This window comes from Nocardia sp. NBC_01499 (assembly GCF_045040275.1).
Taxonomy (GTDB): Bacteria; Actinomycetota; Actinomycetes; order Mycobacteriales; family Mycobacteriaceae; genus Nocardia.
In genome coordinates this window covers 2,622,279-2,640,383 of sequence record NZ_CP109426.1, presented here as the reverse complement: position 1 = coordinate 2,640,383, position 18,105 = coordinate 2,622,279, and the positions used below count along the sequence as shown (strand labels likewise).

General features: G+C 65.0%; 17 protein-coding genes and 1 pseudogene. 9 read left to right on the top strand and 9 right to left on the bottom strand.

Annotation, left to right across the window (positions count from 1 at the left end; all coding sequences use genetic code 11):
- Window positions 1-155: 155 nt before the first annotated feature.
- Window positions 156-1,589: a GTPase HflX gene (gene hflX, locus OG203_RS12020; RefSeq protein ID WP_405167846.1), complete on the top strand. Its 1,434-nt coding sequence runs from the start codon at window positions 156-158 to the stop codon at window positions 1,587-1,589.
- A 798-nt stretch (window positions 1,590-2,387) separates the two neighbouring features.
- Complete coding sequence (locus OG203_RS12015) at window positions 2,388-3,293, top strand: lysophospholipid acyltransferase family protein (protein ID WP_405165737.1); 906 nt, start codon at window positions 2,388-2,390, stop codon at window positions 3,291-3,293.
- A gap of 346 nt (window positions 3,294-3,639) precedes the next feature.
- Here OG203_RS12015 and OG203_RS12010 read toward each other — a convergent pair whose 3' ends face one another.
- The gene (locus OG203_RS12010; RefSeq protein ID WP_405165736.1) at window positions 3,640-5,640 is read right to left on the bottom strand and encodes an ArnT family glycosyltransferase; all 2,001 of its coding nucleotides are present in this window, start codon (window positions 5,638-5,640) and stop codon (window positions 3,640-3,642) included.
- 255 nt (window positions 5,641-5,895) lie between these two features.
- Here OG203_RS12010 and OG203_RS12005 point away from each other — a divergent pair, with 255 nt between their 5' ends.
- Window positions 5,896-7,041 (top strand): acyl-CoA dehydrogenase family protein, encoded by a 1,146-nt coding sequence (locus OG203_RS12005; RefSeq protein WP_405165735.1) that lies wholly within the window; start codon window positions 5,896-5,898, stop codon window positions 7,039-7,041.
- Window positions 7,042-7,120: 79 nt separating this feature from the next.
- Here OG203_RS12005 and OG203_RS12000 read toward each other — a convergent pair whose 3' ends face one another.
- The 6 genes and pseudogenes from OG203_RS12000 to OG203_RS11975 form a co-directional block, all read right to left on the bottom strand.
- The gene (locus OG203_RS12000; RefSeq protein WP_405165734.1) at window positions 7,121-7,948 is read right to left on the bottom strand and encodes a hypothetical protein; all 828 of its coding nucleotides are present in this window, start codon (window positions 7,946-7,948) and stop codon (window positions 7,121-7,123) included.
- Window positions 7,949-8,156: 208 nt separating this feature from the next.
- On the bottom strand, window positions 8,157-8,636 hold the full coding sequence (locus tag OG203_RS11995; RefSeq protein ID WP_405165733.1) for a GNAT family N-acetyltransferase: 480 nt from the start codon (window positions 8,634-8,636) through the stop codon (window positions 8,157-8,159).
- A 42-nt stretch (window positions 8,637-8,678) separates the two neighbouring features.
- Window positions 8,679-9,398, bottom strand: coding sequence for an energy-coupling factor ABC transporter ATP-binding protein (locus tag OG203_RS11990; RefSeq protein WP_405165732.1), 720 nt, complete (start codon window positions 9,396-9,398; stop codon window positions 8,679-8,681).
- Entirely contained in the window at window positions 9,395-10,156 is a 762-nt protein-coding gene (gene cbiQ / locus OG203_RS11985) for a cobalt ECF transporter T component CbiQ (RefSeq protein WP_405165731.1), read from the bottom strand. Before cbiQ ends, OG203_RS11990 begins: the two co-directional genes overlap by 4 nt.
- Window positions 10,157-10,513 carry a PDGLE domain-containing protein gene (locus OG203_RS11980; RefSeq protein WP_405167845.1) on the bottom strand — a complete coding sequence of 119 codons (357 nt, stop codon included), beginning with the start codon at window positions 10,511-10,513 and terminating at the stop codon, window positions 10,157-10,159.
- 33 nt (window positions 10,514-10,546) lie between these two features.
- Window positions 10,547-11,209 (bottom strand): annotated as a pseudogene (locus OG203_RS11975) (energy-coupling factor ABC transporter permease); the annotation flags it as partial.
- Between the two features lie 139 nt (window positions 11,210-11,348).
- Between OG203_RS11975 and OG203_RS11970 the strand changes: the two are divergent.
- Window positions 11,349-11,702 carry an ArsR/SmtB family transcription factor gene (locus tag OG203_RS11970; RefSeq protein WP_405167844.1) on the top strand — a complete coding sequence of 118 codons (354 nt, stop codon included), beginning with the start codon at window positions 11,349-11,351 and terminating at the stop codon, window positions 11,700-11,702.
- A gap of 138 nt (window positions 11,703-11,840) precedes the next feature.
- On the opposite strand, the gene OG203_RS11965 is transcribed toward OG203_RS11970, so the two are convergent.
- Both OG203_RS11965 and OG203_RS11960 read right to left on the bottom strand, forming a co-directional pair.
- Window positions 11,841-12,266, bottom strand: coding sequence for a hypothetical protein (locus OG203_RS11965; RefSeq protein WP_405165730.1), 426 nt, complete (start codon window positions 12,264-12,266; stop codon window positions 11,841-11,843).
- Between the two features lie 457 nt (window positions 12,267-12,723).
- The gene (locus OG203_RS11960; protein WP_405165729.1) at window positions 12,724-13,560 is read right to left on the bottom strand and encodes an FAD-dependent monooxygenase; all 837 of its coding nucleotides are present in this window, start codon (window positions 13,558-13,560) and stop codon (window positions 12,724-12,726) included.
- 38 nt (window positions 13,561-13,598) lie between these two features.
- Between OG203_RS11960 and OG203_RS11955 the strand changes: the two genes are divergently transcribed.
- From OG203_RS11955 to OG203_RS11935, 5 genes are all read left to right on the top strand, one after another.
- Window positions 13,599-13,889: a TetR/AcrR family transcriptional regulator C-terminal domain-containing protein gene (locus OG203_RS11955; protein WP_405167843.1), complete on the top strand. Its 291-nt coding sequence runs from the start codon at window positions 13,599-13,601 to the stop codon at window positions 13,887-13,889.
- 69 nt (window positions 13,890-13,958) lie between these two features.
- A complete protein-coding gene (locus OG203_RS11950; protein ID WP_405165728.1) occupies window positions 13,959-14,333 on the top strand; it encodes a hydrogenase maturation nickel metallochaperone HypA in 375 nt (124 codons plus the stop codon).
- Window positions 14,291-15,145 carry a hydrogenase nickel incorporation protein HypB gene (hypB, locus tag OG203_RS11945; RefSeq protein ID WP_405165727.1) on the top strand — a complete coding sequence of 285 codons (855 nt, stop codon included), beginning with the start codon at window positions 14,291-14,293 and terminating at the stop codon, window positions 15,143-15,145. The genes OG203_RS11950 and hypB overlap by 43 nt, the downstream gene beginning before the upstream one ends.
- A gap of 86 nt (window positions 15,146-15,231) precedes the next feature.
- Window positions 15,232-16,287: a hydrogenase expression protein HypE gene (locus tag OG203_RS11940; protein ID WP_379283782.1), complete on the top strand. Its 1,056-nt coding sequence runs from the start codon at window positions 15,232-15,234 to the stop codon at window positions 16,285-16,287.
- Between the two features lie 11 nt (window positions 16,288-16,298).
- Complete coding sequence (locus OG203_RS11935) at window positions 16,299-18,095, top strand: nickel-dependent hydrogenase large subunit (RefSeq protein WP_405165726.1); 1,797 nt, start codon at window positions 16,299-16,301, stop codon at window positions 18,093-18,095.
- The last annotated feature ends 10 nt before the right edge of the window (window positions 18,096-18,105 follow it).

The following is an 18,105-nucleotide window of genomic DNA, read 5'->3' as shown; positions in this document are numbered from 1 at the left end:
GATCTTGTATGACGAAATCTAAAGTTTATGAATTCACTCCGGCCGACGACTTCACCGAGACGGCCGATGACGACATCCAGCTCGACGCTGCCGCCGACGGCGCTCCCGCCGACGACGCGGTGACCGGCGATGTCGTCGCCGAGCACGCCGCGCGGATGAAGCGATCCGGCGGCTGGACCTCGGCCGAACCCACCGTCGGCGAGATGCAGCTCGACGAACGCACCTCGCTGCGTCGCGTCGCCGGGCTGTCCACCGAACTCACCGACATCACCGAGGTCGAGTACCGGCAGCTGCGCCTGGAACGGGTCGTGCTGGTCGGTGTGTGGACCGCGGGCAGCGCGGCGCAGGCCGACGCGAGCATGACCGAACTGGCCGCGCTCGCCGGGACCGCCGGTTCCGAGGTGCTCGAAGGGCTCATCCAGCGCAGGGACAAGCCGGACCCGGCCACCTACATCGGCTCCGGCAAGGCCGAAGAGCTGCGCGCCGTTGTCCTGGAAACCGGCGCCGACACCGTGATCTGCGACGGCGAGCTGACCCCGGCGCAGCTGACCGCGCTGGAGAAGGTCGTCAAGGTCAAGGTGATCGACCGGACCGCGCTGATCCTCGACATCTTCGCCCAGCACGCCACCTCCCGCGAGGGCAAGGCGCAGGTCGCGCTCGCTCAGATGGAATACATGCTGCCGCGACTGCGCGGCTGGGGTGAGTCCATGTCCCGGCAGGCCGGTGGTCGCGCGGGCAGCAACGGCGGTGTTGGTCTGCGTGGTCCCGGTGAGACGAAGATCGAAACCGATCGTCGGCGCATCCGCGAGCGAATGGCCAAGCTGCGCCGCGAGATCCGCGAGATGAAGACCGCGCGCGACACCATGCGGGCCCGCCGCAACTCCAGCGGCATCCCGTCCGTGGCGATCGTCGGCTACACCAACGCGGGCAAGTCCAGCCTGATGAACGCGCTGACCGGCGCCGGGCTGCTGGTGCAGGACGCGCTGTTCGCCACCCTCGACCCGACCACCCGTCGCGCCGATCTCGACGACGGCCGCGAGGTCGTATTCACCGACACCGTCGGTTTCGTCCGGCACCTGCCGACCCAGCTGGTCGAGGCGTTCCGGTCGACCCTGGAGGAAGTGACAGGCGCCGACCTGCTGCTGCACGTCGTCGACGGCTCCGATTCGCTGCCCGCCGAACAGATCAAGGCGGTCCGCGAGGTGATCACCGACGTGATCAAGGAACAGGGCACCCCGGCCCCGCCGGAACTGCTGGTGGTCAACAAGATCGACGCACTCGACCCGATGGCATTGACCCGTCTACGCGGCCAACTCCCCGACGCTGCCTTCGTCTCCGCCCGCGCCGGCCTCGGCATCGACGCCCTGCGCGACCGCCTCGCCGAGGTACTCGGAGGCCTGGACGTCGAAGTCAGCGTCTTGGTCCCCTACAGCCGCGGCGACCTCCTGGCCCGCATCCACGCCGACGGCCGCATCATCGACTCCACCCACGAGGAAGGCGGCACCCGAGTCCACGCCCGAGTCCCCCACTCCCTCGCCGCGGCCCTCTCCGAATACGCCCACGCAGGCGGCCCGGCCCTCGAGGCATAACCCCGAACGGGACATAAAGGCGTTCGGACTCGCACGTTCCCGCCCCCCATGTCCCGCTCGGCGGGCCGTCTGCCGCCTGATGGAGTAGCTGCTCTATCGAGCGGGACATGAGGGCGGGCTTACTCGCACTTTGCCGCCGCGATGTCCCGCTCGGCGAATCGTTTGGCGCCTAATGCAGTAGCTGCTCTATCGAGCGGGACATGAGGGCGGGCTCACTCGCACTTTCCCGCCGCGATGTCCCGGTCGGCGGACCGTTTGGCGCCTAATGCAGTAGCTGCTCTATCGAGCGGGACATGAGGGCGGGCTCACTCGCACTTTGCCGCCGCCATGTCCCGCTCGGCGGACCGTTTGGCGTTGCGGGTTGAGTCGGGGGGGAGCTTCGGCGGGCTGCGCCTTTCCCGCGCACGGTTTGTGCCGATGCGCATGCAACTGCTGGCTGTTCCATGTGCGGCGGGAGCAGTGGTGCGCGACGGGGTCAGCGTGTTCGACCGCGGCGCGAAGGTCTCGGTCCGGCGTTGCCGGTCTCGAGCTGTGCACGTTCGGCGGTAGGGTCGCGGATGTTTGTGCTGGCGCACATGAGTCGTGTTCGCGTGCACATCTTGTGCTGATACGCATGAAATCGCCAGCAAATCTGTGCGCGGGGCGAGGGGTGGTGCGCGGCAGGCAGGGGGGTGGTTTAGGTGGCAGGGGGAGAGGTCGGGCTCATAGCAGACCGGGTGGACTGTGTTGGGGCTCACATGTGATGCGGCACAGTGGATTTCGTTACGGTATTGTTCGGGGCGACATCAGGAGGGATGTATGTCGCACGACCGTTCGGGTTCGGCTGATTCTGCGGATAAGGCGTCCGGTGCGCTGTTGCTCGACAAAACGGGGCTCAGCGACGGTGCGCCGCTGTCGGTTTCGCTGACCGACAGCGACCTGCGGGTAATCGAGGCGCTGCTGTCGCCGTTGCGCGCGTGGACCAGTCCGCGGTTCTACGGACTCGACAACATCCCGACCGACGGTCCCGTCCTGCTCGTCGGCAACCACAACCTGATGGGCGGCATCGACGCCCCGCTGCTGCTGCCCGAGGTGCTGCGCCGCCGCGGTCGCCTCATCCGCGGCCTTGCGGAGCACGTGCTGATCGCCGTCCCGGGCGTGCGTCACTTCCTGCATCGCTACGGCGCGGTTCGCGGCACCCGCGGTAACTGCCTCGCCCTGCTGAAGCGCGGCGACGCCGTCATCGTGTTCCCCGGCGGCGGCCGGGAAGCGGTACGCCGCAAAAACGAGAAGTACGCCCTCAAATGGGAGGGCCGCACCGGCTTCGCCCGGATGGCGATCGAAGCGGGCGCGCCGATCGTGCCGGTCGCGATGATCGGCGTCGACGACGCCTACGACATCGTGATCGACGGCGACCACCCCCTGCTGCGCCCGCTGCGCTGGACGGTTGAAGCGCTCGGCATGAACCCCGAACTGACACCCCCACTGCTGCGCGGCCTAGGCCCAACCGTCCTCCCGCGCCCGGAGCGCTTCTACTTCTCGGTCGGCACACCGATCGATCCAGCCCCCTGGCGCGACGCCGACGACATCACAACGGCCGCAAAGGAATTGCGCGACGTAGTCCGCAAAGCACTGGAGGAGGAACTCAAATTCCTCTTCACCGAACGCGAACGCGACTCCGGCCGCACCCTACTCGGCCGCATGCGCGACTGGCTCCAGCGCTGACGTCCGCGCACTCCCTGTCGTCAGGGTGGTGACTTCCGGCGCGACCGGTCACAGCCGCGTGCCTGTTCCAGCGCTGACACTAATGCGTCCGCCCGTCGCGGTGTCGCCGAGCACGACTTGATCTCGGCCCCTCAGCGCGGACACCCGTGTGCTGTCTATCGCTCATGAACCGACTTCGACTCGGCCGCAGTCTGATTGGCCTCGCACGCGGCTGGCTCCGGCGCAGAAGTTGTGTCCGATCGCCGCGGAGCAGCGCCGGATGCGTGTGCGATGTCAGGCCGTATGCTGCGATGTCGAGCGAGTCGCCCGCAGTCTCCCTCACTCGTTGAGCGACTGCGGCGGACGTCTAATTCGGGTGCGGCGTCAGGTCATACACCGCGATATTGCCGACATGCGTTGCGGTGTAGTGGTGGCTCACCCAGTCGGCGATTTCCGGCTTTCCGGTTACCTGCCAAGGCTTTTCGGACGTCGATGGCGTGCTGGCGCCAGGCTGGCCGCCAACTTTCCATGACGCGGGTAACTGCATTTCTTGCACCAGATAGTAGGTCAATTGATGATCGGCCACGATGTGCTGGAACTCCTCTAGCGTTGGTACCGGGTCTTCTGCCGCGAACCCGCCGATGGCGATCACCGGGGTGCGGCTGGTCAATTCGAGTGCGGCGGCGATCGAACCCCGATCCACCGCGGCCGACCACTTCGTCGTTGCGCTCATCAGCATCGTGATGAGCTGCGGATTGGTGAATGCGCCACCATCGGCGAAGTTCTGCGTCTGACGATGGATGAGGGCCGCGATCCCGGTCTCGACGGGTTTGGCCGGTCCGACAACGGGACTGCGCCCGACATGAGCCTGCGGCAGGGTGGCCGCCGCATAGGCTGTCGACCCGCCGAGCCCGGCGAGCACCCCGACGACCACCAGAACCGTGGTCACCTTGGCCCGCAAGGTACGCCACCCGTCCGTAACCGGAATCGCGGTCACCAGCAGCCCAAGCGCGGCCACCACCGCAGGCACCACGATGGCCCACCGCAGCCACGGCAACCAGTCCGTATTACGTTGCAGCACAACAAAAGCCCACAAACCCATGGTCACAATGAGAACAGCGGCACCGAGTTTGCCGAACAGCTCATCCCGCCGCCGCCACAGCTCGTGCACCCCGACCGCGACCATCCCGGCCGCGGCGGGCGCGAGGGTCAGCGTGTAGTAGGAGTGCTCGATGGCCTTCATCGCACTGAAGGCGCCACCCATGGTGATCAGCCACAACCCGAAAATCAATGCGGCACCGCGTATTTGATCAGTGCGCGGCGCACTCCACCTGGACACCAGCACCACGACGAACGCCACAAGCGCGGCCGGAACCAGCCAGGAGATCTCGAACCCGCTCTCCCCGGCGAACAGTCGCCCGACGCCCGGCGAACCGAAATCGTTGAAGCTCTGCAGAAGTCCGGGCGGCGTCTGATAACCGGACGGCAATGCGATCTGCCCGGTCGCCGGAGTGTGGCCGAGGAATCGACCGAATCCGTTGTAGCCGAGCACCGAATCCATAAAGCTGTTGTCCGTCGAACCGGCCAGATATGGTCGCGACGAGTCGGGCCACAGAATGGTCAGCAGCACATACCAGCCAGCGGAGACAATCAACGCTGCAGCGGCACCGATCAAGTGCCACAACCGATTCCGCAACGTGGTCGGCGCGACGATGAGGTACGTGATGCCCAACGCGGGCAACACCATCAACCCTTCGAGCAACTTGGCCAAGAACGCGAACCCCAGCGCGACACCGGCCAGCATCAGCCAACGCCCATTCGCCCGCTCCAACGCCCTGATCGTGCAGTACCCGCCCGCGGTCATCAACAACACCAGCACCGCGTCCGGGTTGTTGAACCGAAACATCAACGCCACCACCGGAGTTACCGCCAACACCAGCCCGGCGAGCAGCCCGGCACCGCGGCTGCTCGTCGCCCGTGTCACCGCCGCATACGTCAACGCGACCGCGGCGACCGCCATCAACGCCTGCGGAATCAACATGCTCGCGCTACTGAACCCGAACAACTGCCCGGACAGCCCCATCACCCACTGCGACACCGGCGGCTTGTCGACCGTGATGAAGTTGCTCGGATCCAGCGACCCGAACAGCAACGCCTTCCAGTTTCGCGACCCTGCCCAGGTCGCGCCCGCGTAGAAGTTGTTGCCCATGCCGTTGACGGTGATGTGCCACAGATACGCGATCGCGGTACCGAGCAGCAGCACGGTCAATCCGAGACGTTCCACCGGACGTGCCGGTGGCAGGGCTGTCGGACTGGGGGTTGAGGCGACGGAACCGGTCGGAGCCGTCGCGATGAGGGTCGCCGCCATCGCCCAACGGTCGCATGCTGATGTTCACCAAAAGTTGGACAGCGGGTTAACACGGCGTCGGAATTCTGTGGTCGACGACACTACCGGTCGGCCTCGGTTTGCCGGGAATCTCGGTCTTCTTCCACGGTCTTCGCTACCACGCCTGGTTAACCAACGATTCCGCCCCAGAAGTGAACTGAGATTCTCGTTCCGGGTACCGTATTAGGCAATGACAGGTCGGTGTGGACCGGCCGGTGTGGTCACTAGGAGGTTGGTGTGGAGCGCACACTGTTCGAACCCGAGCATGATCTGTTCCGGGAGTCGTTCCGCAAGTTTCTCGATCAGCATGTCGCGCCGAACCACGCGAAGTGGGAAGAGCAGGGGATTGTCGACCGCGCGGTGTGGCTCGAGGCCGGCAAGCAGGGCTTCCTCGGTATGGCCATGCCGGAGGAGTACGGCGGCGGCGGGGTCAAGGATTTCCGCTACAACTCGATCGTTGCCGAGGAATCGGTGCGCGGCCAGTACTCCGGCCTCGGCTTCGCCCTGCACAACGACGTGATCGCGCCGTACCTGTCGGAGCTGGCCAACGAGGAGCAGAAGCAGCGCTGGCTGCCCGGTTTCTGTTCCGGCGAGATCATCACCGCGATCGCCATGACCGAGCCAGGCACCGGCTCCGACCTGCAGGGCATCAAGACCCGCGCGGTCCGCGACGGTGACGACTGGGTGCTCAACGGCGCCAAGACCTTCATCACCAACGGCATCAACGCCGATATCGTCATCGTGGTCGCGCAGACCGACCCCGAGAAGGGCGCGATGGGCTTCAGCCTGCTCGTCGTCGAGCGCGGCATGCCCGGCTTCGAGCGCGGCCGCAACCTGGACAAGCTCGGCCTCAAGGCGCAGGACACCGCCGAACTGAGCTTCACCGACGTCCGGGTGCCCGCCGCCAACCTGCTCGGACAGGAGGGTGCTGGCTTCATCCACCTGATGCAGAACCTGCCGCAGGAGCGCCTGTCCATCGCCGTGATGGCGGCCGCCGCCATGGAGGCGTGCCTGGACATGACCATTCAGTACGTCCGCGACCGCAAGGCGTTCGGCAAGCCGATCGGCACCTTCCAGAACACCCGCTTCGTCCTCGCCGAACTCGCCACCAAGACCACCGCCGTCCGCGTCCTCGTCGACCGTTTCATCGAGGATCTCAACCGGGGCAAGCTCTCCGTCGAGGACGCCGCCATGGCCAAGTGGTGGAGCACCGAGGAACAGGTCGACCTCATCGACCGCTGCCTCCAGCTACACGGCGGCTACGGCTACATGAAGGAATACCCGATCGCCAAGGCCTACATGGACGCCCGTGTCCAAACCATCTACGGCGGCACCACCGAGATCATGAAGGAAATCATCGGGCGTTCGCTGAAATTGTCCTGATACCAGGCGGTTTCGGCGCTGACTCGAGAGTTTGATTGAGGGTGGTACCTATCGAGGTGCCACCCTCTCGCCGGAAATGTTATGCCGCAGGGCAATTGGTTCCCGGATTCGCACCGGCGAGGTAGTCGGTCTGCGCGAAACACCGCAACGTTACGTCGGTCTCCGCGGTGTTCGGTTCCGATTTGTCGTTCGTGCCGAGTATGAGATCCTCCGGCCAGTATTGATCGTCCAACCACATGCTTGCCATACCCGGATACGCCGCGTCATCCGCGCTCTGCGGGTAGTCGAAGACGCCACGGCTTTCGCCGTCGATGAGAAATTCGACCGAGCGATCCGATTGCCGCACCGTGTATCGGTGATCCTGGGTGAGCAGCTTCTCATCCAGCCGAATCAGCTCGAGCTGTGTGGTGCCCGCCTTGCGGACTATCAGGAAGAATCCGTCGGGCACGGCCAGCGTGGTCGGGTCGAGAATCGGCCGGAGGGGGTCCGTAATCGGTGAAAACCTCTGACTGTGCTGGTACACGAACATGGCCAGGCTGACCTGCGCCGGGTCGCCGATGCGATTGAAGAGCCCGAACGCCATCGAGCCGTTGAGGTTGCTGAGGTCGGCTCCCTTGATCGTATAGCTCATCGCCTGTCCGGCCGTAAACGCTGGCATAGCAACGATCTCGGCGTACCGCCATTGCGCGCCGGTACCGCTGTCCGGCGTGTTATGGAAGGTCAAGCCGTCGGAATCCGAGGTGAGAGTGTCGGTGCCGTAATGGATGTTGCACCAGTTCTCGGGTTGGGGCGGAGCGAAGTTGTCGGCGAATGTCCTGGTCGGGCCGGCGCCCGTCGCATCATGTATCCCCGACGTATCCTTGCTGCCCGCGCAGGTCGGGATGCCCGCGATAGGACTCGGATCCACCTCGATCGCCGCCGCAGGCGCAGCGGTGAACGCGAATATGACGACGGCGACTATTCCAAGAAGACGTAGGAATCGCTGAATTACGCAACCCGCAAATAGGACACCGAAGCGATGATGAATACACATTTCGCCAATCTCCCTTGCTCGTTGAATAGACTCCGGCCGGGCTAGAAAACAGACGAACTTCGGACGCTGACTAAGCGCTTGCTTAGTAGCTGATCGCTTGCCCAGTCTGCATCGGCGAGGCATAACCGTCAAGGGTTCGGCGGTAGGTGAGGGAGTCGCGGGGGCTGAAGCCTGCCCGTTGATAGAGGCGATTCGCGGACTCGCGGGAAGGCCTCGACGTCAGGTCGACGGTGCGCGCTCCGACATTGCGGGCGAGGTCGACCGCGGCGCGGGTGAGTTCGAACGCTACGCCCTTGCCTCGGGCGGATTCGTTGACGACGACATCTTCGATCCGGGCTCGGATGCCGGTCGGGATCCGGTAGGTGATGAGGGTGAGCATGCCGACGACGCACGTGTCCGATGACGCGATGAGCAGCGTTGCGGAATCGGACGCGATGAGTTCGGCGAGTGCGTCGACGGTGAGCGGCGCGGCCGTCGTCGAGAGCTGTTGAACTAGCCCGGTCACCTCTTGTGCCAGGTCGGCCGAGGCGTGGAGCGCCGTTGAGATCCGGATATCACCCATCGGCTCAACGTAATCCACGGGCAGGCAACCCGAATGCGGTGGTCAGCTGAGGCGGTGTTTGGCGAGTAGGGCTGTGTCTTCGAGGATTTCGGCGGCGGGGCCGTTGGCGACTATGCGGCCCGCGTCGAGGATGACGACGCGGTCGCAGATGCGGTGGGCGTAGGGGAGGTCGTGGGTGACCATGAGGATGGTGGTGGGGAGGGCGGTCAGGACGTCGGCTAGTTCGCGGCGGGCTACGGGGTCGAGGTTGGCGGCCGGCTCGTCCAGGACCAGCACTTCTGGTTGGCAGGCCAGGACGGTGGCGAGGGCGGCGCGGCGGCGTTCGCCCACGGAGAGTTGGGTGGGGGAGCGGTCGGCTCGGTCGGACATGCCGACGGCGGCCAGGGCGTCGCGGACGTTTTCGGTGAGCTGGGCGCCGCGGATGCCGAAGTTGGCGGGGCCGAAGGCGACGTCTTGCTCGACGGTCGGCATGAACAGTTGGTCGTCGGGGTCTTGGAACACCAGGCCGACGCGCTGGCGGATGGCGCGAACGGTGGTGCGGTCCAACAGGATTCCGCCGATGCGTACCTCGCCGGATGCTGCGGTGAGCACGCCGTTCAGGTGCAGCATCAGGGTGGATTTACCGGCACCGTTGGGACCGAGGACGGCGACCCGTTCGCCGGGGGCGATGTCGAGATTCACACCGTGCAGCGCGCCGGTCCCGTCGGGATAGGCGAAGGTCAGGTCGACCAAACGTACTGCGGGCGTTGCCAGATCGGTCATCGGACCGCCCAAGCGCTCAGGCAGACACAGATCGCCGCGACGGCGGGCAGGCAGCCGAGTAGCCATTGCGCCCGTGTCGCCGGCTTGGTGCCGAAATCCGGTACGGCGCCGTCGAATCCGCGTGACAACATCGCCAGATGCACTCGCTCGCCTCGTTCGTAGGAACGCAGGAACAAGGTGCCCGCACCGCGCGCGGTCGCGCCTGCTTGACGCAGCGTCCGTGGATCGTCGCCGCGGGAGATCCGCGCCAGCCGCATCCGCGCCGCCTCCTCGAGCAGCACATCGACGTAACGCAGCATCAGCACGACAATGGTGACGATCATGCCTGGAACGCGCAGCCTGGTCAGTCCGCCGGGCAAGTCGCGCACGTTCGTGGTTGCCGCCAACGTCAGCGAAACACCCACGCCGATAGTCCCTTTCGCGATGATGCCCCACGCTGCGTACAGTCCGGCCGTCGACAGCGACATCCCGAGAAACGTCGTCCTCGGCTCACCCGCCGCGAACGGCAGCAGGACCGCGAGCACAACGAAGGGCAGTTCGATGAGCAGCCGCGGCGCGATCCAGCGCAACGGAATACCCGCCCACCACCACAGCGCGACCAAGCCGAGCGCGTAACAACCGAACGGCCAGAACAACTCTCGCGGCGTCGCCACGACCGCGAAGACCGTGAGCACCGCGCAGACGATCTTCACTTCGGCCGGAACCCGATGCGCCGGTGAACTTCCCGGCAGATACAGGCGGTGGCTGACAGCGGTCACTTACGTCGACTCCGACCTGGTAGCCGCACTGGTCTTGCGCCGTCCCGTCCGGATCAGGTTCACCACGGCGAACAGCACGGCGAACGCGGCGGCCACCCCGAGAATGCCTGCGAGGCCGGTCAGTTTGTCGTTGCCATCGATCCGATATCCCGCCAGCGGCGAGTTCGAGAGGTGATGCTCCCTGGCGTTCTTGGCGATACACTCGCCCTGTAGTTGTTCGGCGCCGTCGACTTGCACAACGGTGCACCCCCGCTGGGTGGTGGCGTCGAGCCCGTCCGGTTTCGAACTCGCCACGTAGGACAGCAATCCCGCGACGAGCACCGCCACCGCGGCGAACGCCAACAGGAATCCGGTCATCGAAAGCCGTGGCCGCAGCGGTGTCGCGGCAGTGCGCCGCTGACCGGTCACCCGTAACAGATAGACCAGATCGGGCCGGGCATTGACCACGGCGATGATCGTGATCGCGGTGATGATCCCTTCACCGACACCGATCAACGCGTGCGTGATCAGCATGTACCCCGCGACCGCTCCGACGGTCGAGCCCGCCGCACCGCCGATCGCGTACTCGATCACGAAACCCAATGAGGCGGCGACGGTTCCGACGAACGCCGCGACGAATCCGACGATTCCGATCCCCGCATCCGCTCGCCGCCGCGACAGCACCGGCAGCACGAGGCGGGCGACGGTATAGCCGACCGTGACGCCGATCAACGACATGTTCGTGATGTTCGTCCCGAGTGCGGTCAATCCACCATCGGCGAACAAAAGCGCCTGAACGACAAGCACAATCGCCACGCACAACGCCCCGACATACGGACCGACCAGGATCGCGGCCAGCGCACCGCCCAACAGGTGCCCGCTCACCCCCGGCATGATCGGAAAGTTCACCATCTGCACCGCGAAGATGAACGCGGCCACCAATCCCGCCATCGGCGCGGCCCGTTCGTCCAGCTCGGCGCGCGCCCGCCAGGCCGCGAAACCTAGGCCCGCGACCGCGATCACCGCGAAGATCACCGAGGTCGGCGCGTTGACGATGCCGTCGCTCATGTGCATGGACTGGGTGGTGCTCGAGCTCACCCCTGAAGACGATACGCGCGATATCTGTTCACGTGAACAGATGTACCTATGTTGTGGAGGACTGGTCGTATTCGCCAAGGACCGGCAGAGTAGGTGTGTGGCAGTAAGCATTCCGCTGGACCCCGATCACGCAGGCCGTGCCGCATCGGGTTTGGATATCGCCGGTATCGAGCATTGGGCCGGGCGTTTCGAGCTGCTGTCCGACGCCAACCGGCTTCGCCTCCTGGTATGTCTGCACCACGCACCCGATATCAGCGTCAGCGACCTCGCCGCCGCGGTCGGCATGTCGGGCACCGCCGTCTCGCACGCTTTGCGGCTGCTGCGTCATCAGGGCTGGGTCGCCAGCGCCAAACACGGCCGCATCGTCCGATACCGCCTCGCCGACGACACGATCCACGACCTGCTGCACTGGATCGGCGCCACCCACGCGGAGGAATCGATCGAACAGCAAGCGGTGAGCAGCAGCTGATCACCCGCGGTTTTCGAGCCGTCGTCGATTGCCGATCGGTGGCAGTGACGATTGAGTGAGGGCTGAGCGGCTACTCATCCAGAGACAGGTGTTATCCGGTACGCCTCCGTCACCACGGTCGACGACCAGACCGGGTAGTCAGTCAGCGACGAGGACGACCTCGTTGCCGGAGATTGCCCAGCTTCTTCCATCGCCGGTAGCGCCCCGCAGCCCGTCGAGGACCGCGGGGCCCGCCAGCACGCCGCACATCGGATCGGCCAGCGACGCGAACGCGAAAGTACGTCGCGCGGTCCAGTGGGTGGAGTGCACCAGCCGCCTACTCAGCTGCACGAAACCGTCGACCGCCGCGGCGATTACCCACACATCGGGAGCTCCGGCAGTGAGGCGTCGCGCCTGCCGCAGCCAGGAGGCGGCGTCCTCGGGCCAATCGACGACCGCCGACACGCGATGACCGCGCTCGCGCCACGCCGAGAAAAATGCGTCCGCAGCGGCGACGGAGTTCGCGTCTCGGCTGTGTCCGATGCTGACGGTCGTGCCGTTTTGATGTTGTTGCTGCAACATCACCAGCAGACGCTCGAGTTCGGCATCGGTGTGCGGTAGGGGAGCCGAACGAGGGGGATAGAGCCCTAGATTTCGCAGCCGCGGCGAGGGACGTCCGTCGCTGCGGTGCATCGGCTCAGCCGCCCGCCAAGTAGGGGCGGCGGAACGAGAAGCGTGGTTTCCGGACAACTTCCGCTGCATGCTCACGCCCGGAAGACGCCCACTGCACCGCATTCGTGAGAACGCCCAGGTAGACCCCATGCCGAGCGAACGTGCGTCGAGCAGGACATGACGCCCCTGGTCGGCCCCGCATACGTCGACCGGAACATGATGCCGCAAGTGGGTTCTGGCCGACCGAGCACACTTCGCGCGGAACATGACGCCGGAGGTGGAACCTCCGGCCGACCGAACGCGCGTCGAGCGGGACATGATGGAGTCGAGCGCCGACTAGACGCTCCGTCATGTCCCGCTCGACAACCACTCAGGCTGCCGGACCGAACCAGGTCGGCAGCGACTCGGCCAGCCCGTCGCCCTCGGGCTCCCCGCCGACCCACGCCGCGTAACCATCGGGCCGAACGAGGATCGCGGCAGGTACCGCGATGTCGCCAACGCCGGGAACAGCCCAGCGCTCAGCGCGACTGCGGGCGTCGACCACCTCGAGCCGATCGAGCCACCCTTGCGCCGACGAGACCTGATTTCCATTGAGCTGCAACAACATCGGACGACCCGAGCGCAGCAGTTCACAAACCCGCGTATCGCCCTCGGCAGTAATGAGATCCCCATCGGGCACCCGCCGTCCGGCCAGCGGATGATCCCCATTGGTGTCGTAGCGGATATCCAGTGCGGTGATCATCACCCCGAGCCGCTGCCGCACCACGTCCATGTCGATCAGATCGCCCATGATGTCGCGCAGCGCCTCGACGTGCGCGCCGGGCCGCTGCAGCGCGGTCTGTGCCCGGGTGTTGGTCAGCACGCGAGCGCCGACCGGATGCCGCTCGGACTCGTAGGTGTCGAGCAGGTCGTCGGACCCGTTGCCGCGCAACGTGATTGCCAGCTTCCAGCCGAGATTGACCGCGTCCTGGATGCCGAGGTTCTGCCCCTGACCGCCCGCCGGGTAGTGGATGTGCGCGGCATCTCCGGAGAGGAACACGCGCCCGTCGCGGTAGCGATCGGCCTGGCGCGCCGCGTTACCGTAGTGCGTCACCCAGCGCGGGCTGTGCATGCCGAAGTCGGTGCCGGCGATCTCGACGAAGTGCTTCCGGAAGTTCTCGAACGACAGCGTCGACCCGCGTGCCATGACGAGGTCGTGGCGCTGCACGACCAGGCGGTACCAGCCCGGCTCGAACGCACAGTGGAATTGGCGCTGCGCACGCTCGAGGACGCGGGCTTCACCCTCGCCGAGGCGGCGCGGGTCTCCCGATCCTGCTGCACTACACCGTCGGCTTCGTCATCGAGGAACAGGCGCGCGGCGGCGCGGAATACGAGAACAATCCCTATCGGCCGGAACAAATTGAAACGGTCATGGACAACATCAGATACCCGCTGACCACCACAATGGTCGACGACCTTTTCACTGCCGAGTTCGACTACGGCCTGCGCGTCATTCTCGCCGGAATCGCCGCTACCCGAACAGATCAAGCGATCTGATTCGCCACGACGGCGCCGCGCGCGGAGGTAGCCTCGATAGGGGTCCTACTCGATGATCCGAGAACCGCGATGCACGAAATGGCCATTACCCAGAGCGTCATCGACGCCGTGTGTGAGCATGCGGCGGGCCGGACCGTATACAGCGTGACCGTCGAGGTCGGCGCATTGTGTGCGGTGGTGCCCGACGCGATGCAATTCTGTTTCGAACTCGCCGCCGAGGGGACGGTCGCGGAAGGCGCGCGGCTTGTCATCCAGCAAATACTAGGCACCGCCGAGTGCCGGTCTTGTGGCGCCGAATTCGGTCTGGCCGATCCGATTGTGCTGTGTCGTTGCGGGAGCGCTGACGTCGAGATCCTTTCCGGACGCGACCTACGCATCCGGTCGATGGAAGTGAGCGAAGCATGTGCGCAACCTGTGGATGTGGCGACGACGCGGCAGCAGTGATCCGCGTCCCGCACGAACACCATCAGCACGGCGATCATGAGCACGACCACGAGCACGGCCATGATCATCACCACGATCACGAGCACGGCAACGGCGCCGACCACGTGCACCTGCCGCGCACCGAAACGGTGAGCCTGGAACTGAAGGTCCTGGCCAAGAATGACCAACTGGCGCAACGTAATCGGGAGTGGCTGGCCGAGCGGGACATCCTCGCGCTCAACATGATGAGCTCGCCGGGCGCCGGCAAGACCACGCTGCTCGAGCGGACCATCCGGGAACTCGGCGAGCTGCCGGTCGCGGTGATCGAGGGCGACCAGGCCACCCTGCTCGATGCCGAGCGCATCCAGGCGACCGGATGCAAGGTGGTGCAGATCAATACCGGCGCCGGTTGCCATCTGGATGCCGAAATGCTGCACCGCGCGCTGGAGGCCCTGGACCCCGCGGCGGGCACCTTGCTGTTCATCGAAAACGTCGGAAATCTGGTCTGCCCGGCACTGTTCGATCTCGGCGAGCGCAGCAAGGTCGTGGTTATCTCGGTGACCGAGGGCACCGACAAGCCGCTGAAGTACCCGCACATGTTCGCCGCCGCCGAGTTGGTGCTCATTAACAAGATCGATCTGCTGCCCTATGTCGACTTCGATCTGGACAAGTGCGGCGAGTTTGCCAGTGCGGTGAATCCCGGCGTTGAGATCCTCCCGCTCTCGGTAACCACAGGTGAGGGCGTGGATCGATGGTACTCGTGGCTTTTCGAGCAACGACGTCCTCAGAAATCGGCCGCCCTTGAGGATGCTGTCAAGCTGGGCTTAGACTAACGTGATCAGGATCACATTCGGATGATGTGTCTTCAAGCCCAGTGAGACCGCAAACCCGATGATCCGCTGTGGAAGGTGGCAGCTAGATGCCAACTCAGGAAGCAGTGCGAGCCGAAGAGACCCTGATCCACGTGCTGTGGATCAACGCCGGTCTAAGTTGCGACGGCGACTCGGTAGCGCTAACCGCCGCCACCCAGCCAAGTATCGAAGAGATCGCCTTGGGCGCCCTACCCGGGCTCCCCAAAATTGCGGTGCATTGGCCGCTGATCGATTTCGAGTGCGGCCCGAACGGTGGGGCCGACGACTTCCTGGAGTGGTTTTTCAAAGCCGATAGAGGCGAATTAGAACCCTTTGTGCTGGTCGTAGAGGGTTCGATACCTAATGAAAACCTTCATGATGAAGGTTATTGGTGTGGCTTCGGCAACAACCCCGCGACGGGCCAGCCGATGACAACCAGTGAGTGGCTGGACCGTTTGGCGCCGAAAGCGACCGCGATAGTCGCGGTCGGTACCTGCGCCACCTACGGCGGCATCCACGCGATGGCCGGTAACCCGACCGGTGCCATGGGTGTCCCCGATTACCTCGGTTGGGACTGGAAGAGCAAGGCGGGCATACCGATTGTCTGCGTGCCTGGCTGCCCGATTCAGCCGGACAACCTGTCGGAGACGCTCACCTACCTGCTCTACATGGCCACCGGTCAGGCGCCGATGATCCCGCTCGACGAGGCGTTGCGGCCCAAGTGGTTGTTCGGTGCGACCGTGCACGAAGGATGCGACCGCGCAGGCTATTACGAGCAGGGTGATTTCGCGACCGAATACGGCTCGCCGAAATGCATTGTCAAGCTGGGGTGTTGGGGCCCGGTCGTCAAATGCAATGTGCCCAAACGCGGTTGGATCAATGGCGTCGGTGGCTGCCCGAATGTGGGCGGCATCTGCATCGGCTGCACCATGCCCGGCTTCCCCGACAAGTTCATGCCGTTCATGGACGAACCACCCGGCGGGAAGCTCTCCTCCGCCGCATCAGGGCTCTACGGATCCATGATCCGCAGCCTCCGACACATCACCGGCCGCACGGTCGACAAAGAGCCGCGCTGGCGGCACAAGGGCGAGAAGCTGACAACTGGCGCGACTCGCACCTGGTAGGAGGATCTTCGATGACTGCCATCGTCCCCGAGCCGTCGCATAAGAAGATCGACCCCAACAGCCTCGTCGAGATGGCCTGGGATCCGATCACGCGCATAGTCGGCAGCCTGGGCATATACACCAAGATCGACTTCGAGAACCGGGAAGTTGTCGAGTGCCATAGCACTTCGTCCATCTTCCGCGGCTACTCGATCTTCATGAAGGGTAAGGATCCACGCGACGCGCACTTCATCACCAGCCGCATCTGCGGCATCTGCGGCGACAACCACGCGACGTGCTCCTGCTACTGCCAGAACATGGCGTACGGGGTGAAGCCGCCGAACCTCGGTGAGTGGATCGTCAACCTCGGTGAGGCCGCCGAGTACATGTTCGACCACAACATCTTCCAGGAGAACCTGGTCGGGGTCGACTTCTGCGAAAAGATGGTCGCCGAGACCAATCCCGGCGTGCTCGCCATGGCGGAGAAGACGCTCTCGCCGCATTCCAACGAGCACGGCTACCGGACCATCGCCGACATCATGCGGGCGCTCAACCCGTTCACCGGCGAGTTCTATCGGGAAGCCTTGCAGGTCAGCCGGTATACGCGCGAGATGTTCTGCCTGATGGAAGGCAGGCACGTGCATCCGTCGACGCTGTATCCCGGTGGCGTCGGCACCGTCGCGACCATTCAGCTGATGACCGACTACATGTCCAGGCTGATGCGCTACGTCGAGTTCATGAAGAAGGTCGTGCCGATGCACGACGACCTGTTCGACTTCTTCTACGAGGCGCTGCCCGGCTACGAACAGGTCGGCCTGCGCCGCACTCTGCTCGGCTGCTGGGGATCGTTCCAAGACCCTGAGGTGTGCAACTTCAACTACCAGGACATGGCCGAGTGGGGCCGCAAGATGTTCGTGACCCCTGGCGTCGTCGTGGACGGCAAACTGGTCACCACGTCGCTGGTCGATATCAACCTCGGCATCCGAATCCTTTTGGGCAGTTCGTATTACGACGACTGGACCGATCAGGAGATGTTCGTCAAGTCCGATCCGCTCGGCAATCCGGTGGACCGGCGCCACCCGTGGAACCAGCACACCAATCCACGGCCGCAGAAGCGCGACATGGACGACAAGTACAGCTGGGTCATGTCACCGCGCTGGTACGACGGCAAGGATCACCTCGCGCTCGACACCGGCGGCGGCCCGCTCGCCCGCCTGTGGTCGACGGCGCTGGCCAGGCTCGTCGACATCGGCTACGTGAAGTCGACCGGACACAGCGTGCAGATCAACCTGCCCAAGACCGCGCTGAAGGGCCCGGTCAGCTTCGAATGGCACGTTCCGGTGCACGGCAGCAACACGATCGAACGCAACCGGGCACGCACCTACTTCCAGGCCTACGCCGCCGCGTGCGCACTGCACTTCGCGGAGAAGGCACTGGAGGAGATCCGGGCGGGCCACACCAAGACCTGGGAGAAGTTCGAGGTGCCCGACGAGGGCATCGGCTGTGGCTTCACCGAGGCGGTGCGTGGCGTGCTCTCGCATCACATGGTGATCAGGGACGGCAAGATCGCGAACTACCACCCGTACCCGCCGACGCCGTGGAACGCGAATCCGCGTGACAGCTATGGCACGCCGGGCCCGTACGAAGACGCGGTGCAGGGCCAGCCGATCTTCGAGGAGAACGACCGCGAGCACTTCAAGGGCATCGACATCATGCGCACTGTGCGCAGCTTCGATCCCTGTCTGCCGTGCGGTGTGCACATGTATCTCGGCAACGGCAAGACGCTGGAGAAACTGCATTCACCGACACAAACGCTGACCGCGGAGTGAGGCCGGGTCG

Coding starts and splice junctions, on each gene's coding strand:
- OG203_RS12015 (WP_405165737.1), top strand. CDS start 2,388: ATGTCGCACGACCGTTCGGGTTCGGCTGATTCTGCGGATAAGGCGTCC.
- OG203_RS11995 (WP_405165733.1), bottom strand. CDS start 8,636: ATGGGTGATATCCGGATCTCAACGGCGCTCCACGCCTCGGCCGACCTG.
- hypB (WP_405165727.1), top strand. CDS start 14,291: ATGTGCGCAACCTGTGGATGTGGCGACGACGCGGCAGCAGTGATCCGC.
- OG203_RS11940 (WP_379283782.1), top strand. CDS start 15,232: ATGCCAACTCAGGAAGCAGTGCGAGCCGAAGAGACCCTGATCCACGTG.
- OG203_RS11950 (WP_405165728.1), top strand. CDS start 13,959: ATGCACGAAATGGCCATTACCCAGAGCGTCATCGACGCCGTGTGTGAG.
- OG203_RS12010 (WP_405165736.1), bottom strand. CDS start 5,640: ATGGCGGCGACCCTCATCGCGACGGCTCCGACCGGTTCCGTCGCCTCA.
- hflX (WP_405167846.1), top strand. CDS start 156: ATGAAGCGATCCGGCGGCTGGACCTCGGCCGAACCCACCGTCGGCGAG.
- OG203_RS11990 (WP_405165732.1), bottom strand. CDS start 9,398: ATGACCGATCTGGCAACGCCCGCAGTACGTTTGGTCGACCTGACCTTC.
- OG203_RS11980 (WP_405167845.1), bottom strand. CDS start 10,513: ATGACCGGATTCCTGTTGGCGTTCGCCGCGGTGGCGGTGCTCGTCGCG.
- OG203_RS11935 (WP_405165726.1), top strand. CDS start 16,299: ATGACTGCCATCGTCCCCGAGCCGTCGCATAAGAAGATCGACCCCAAC.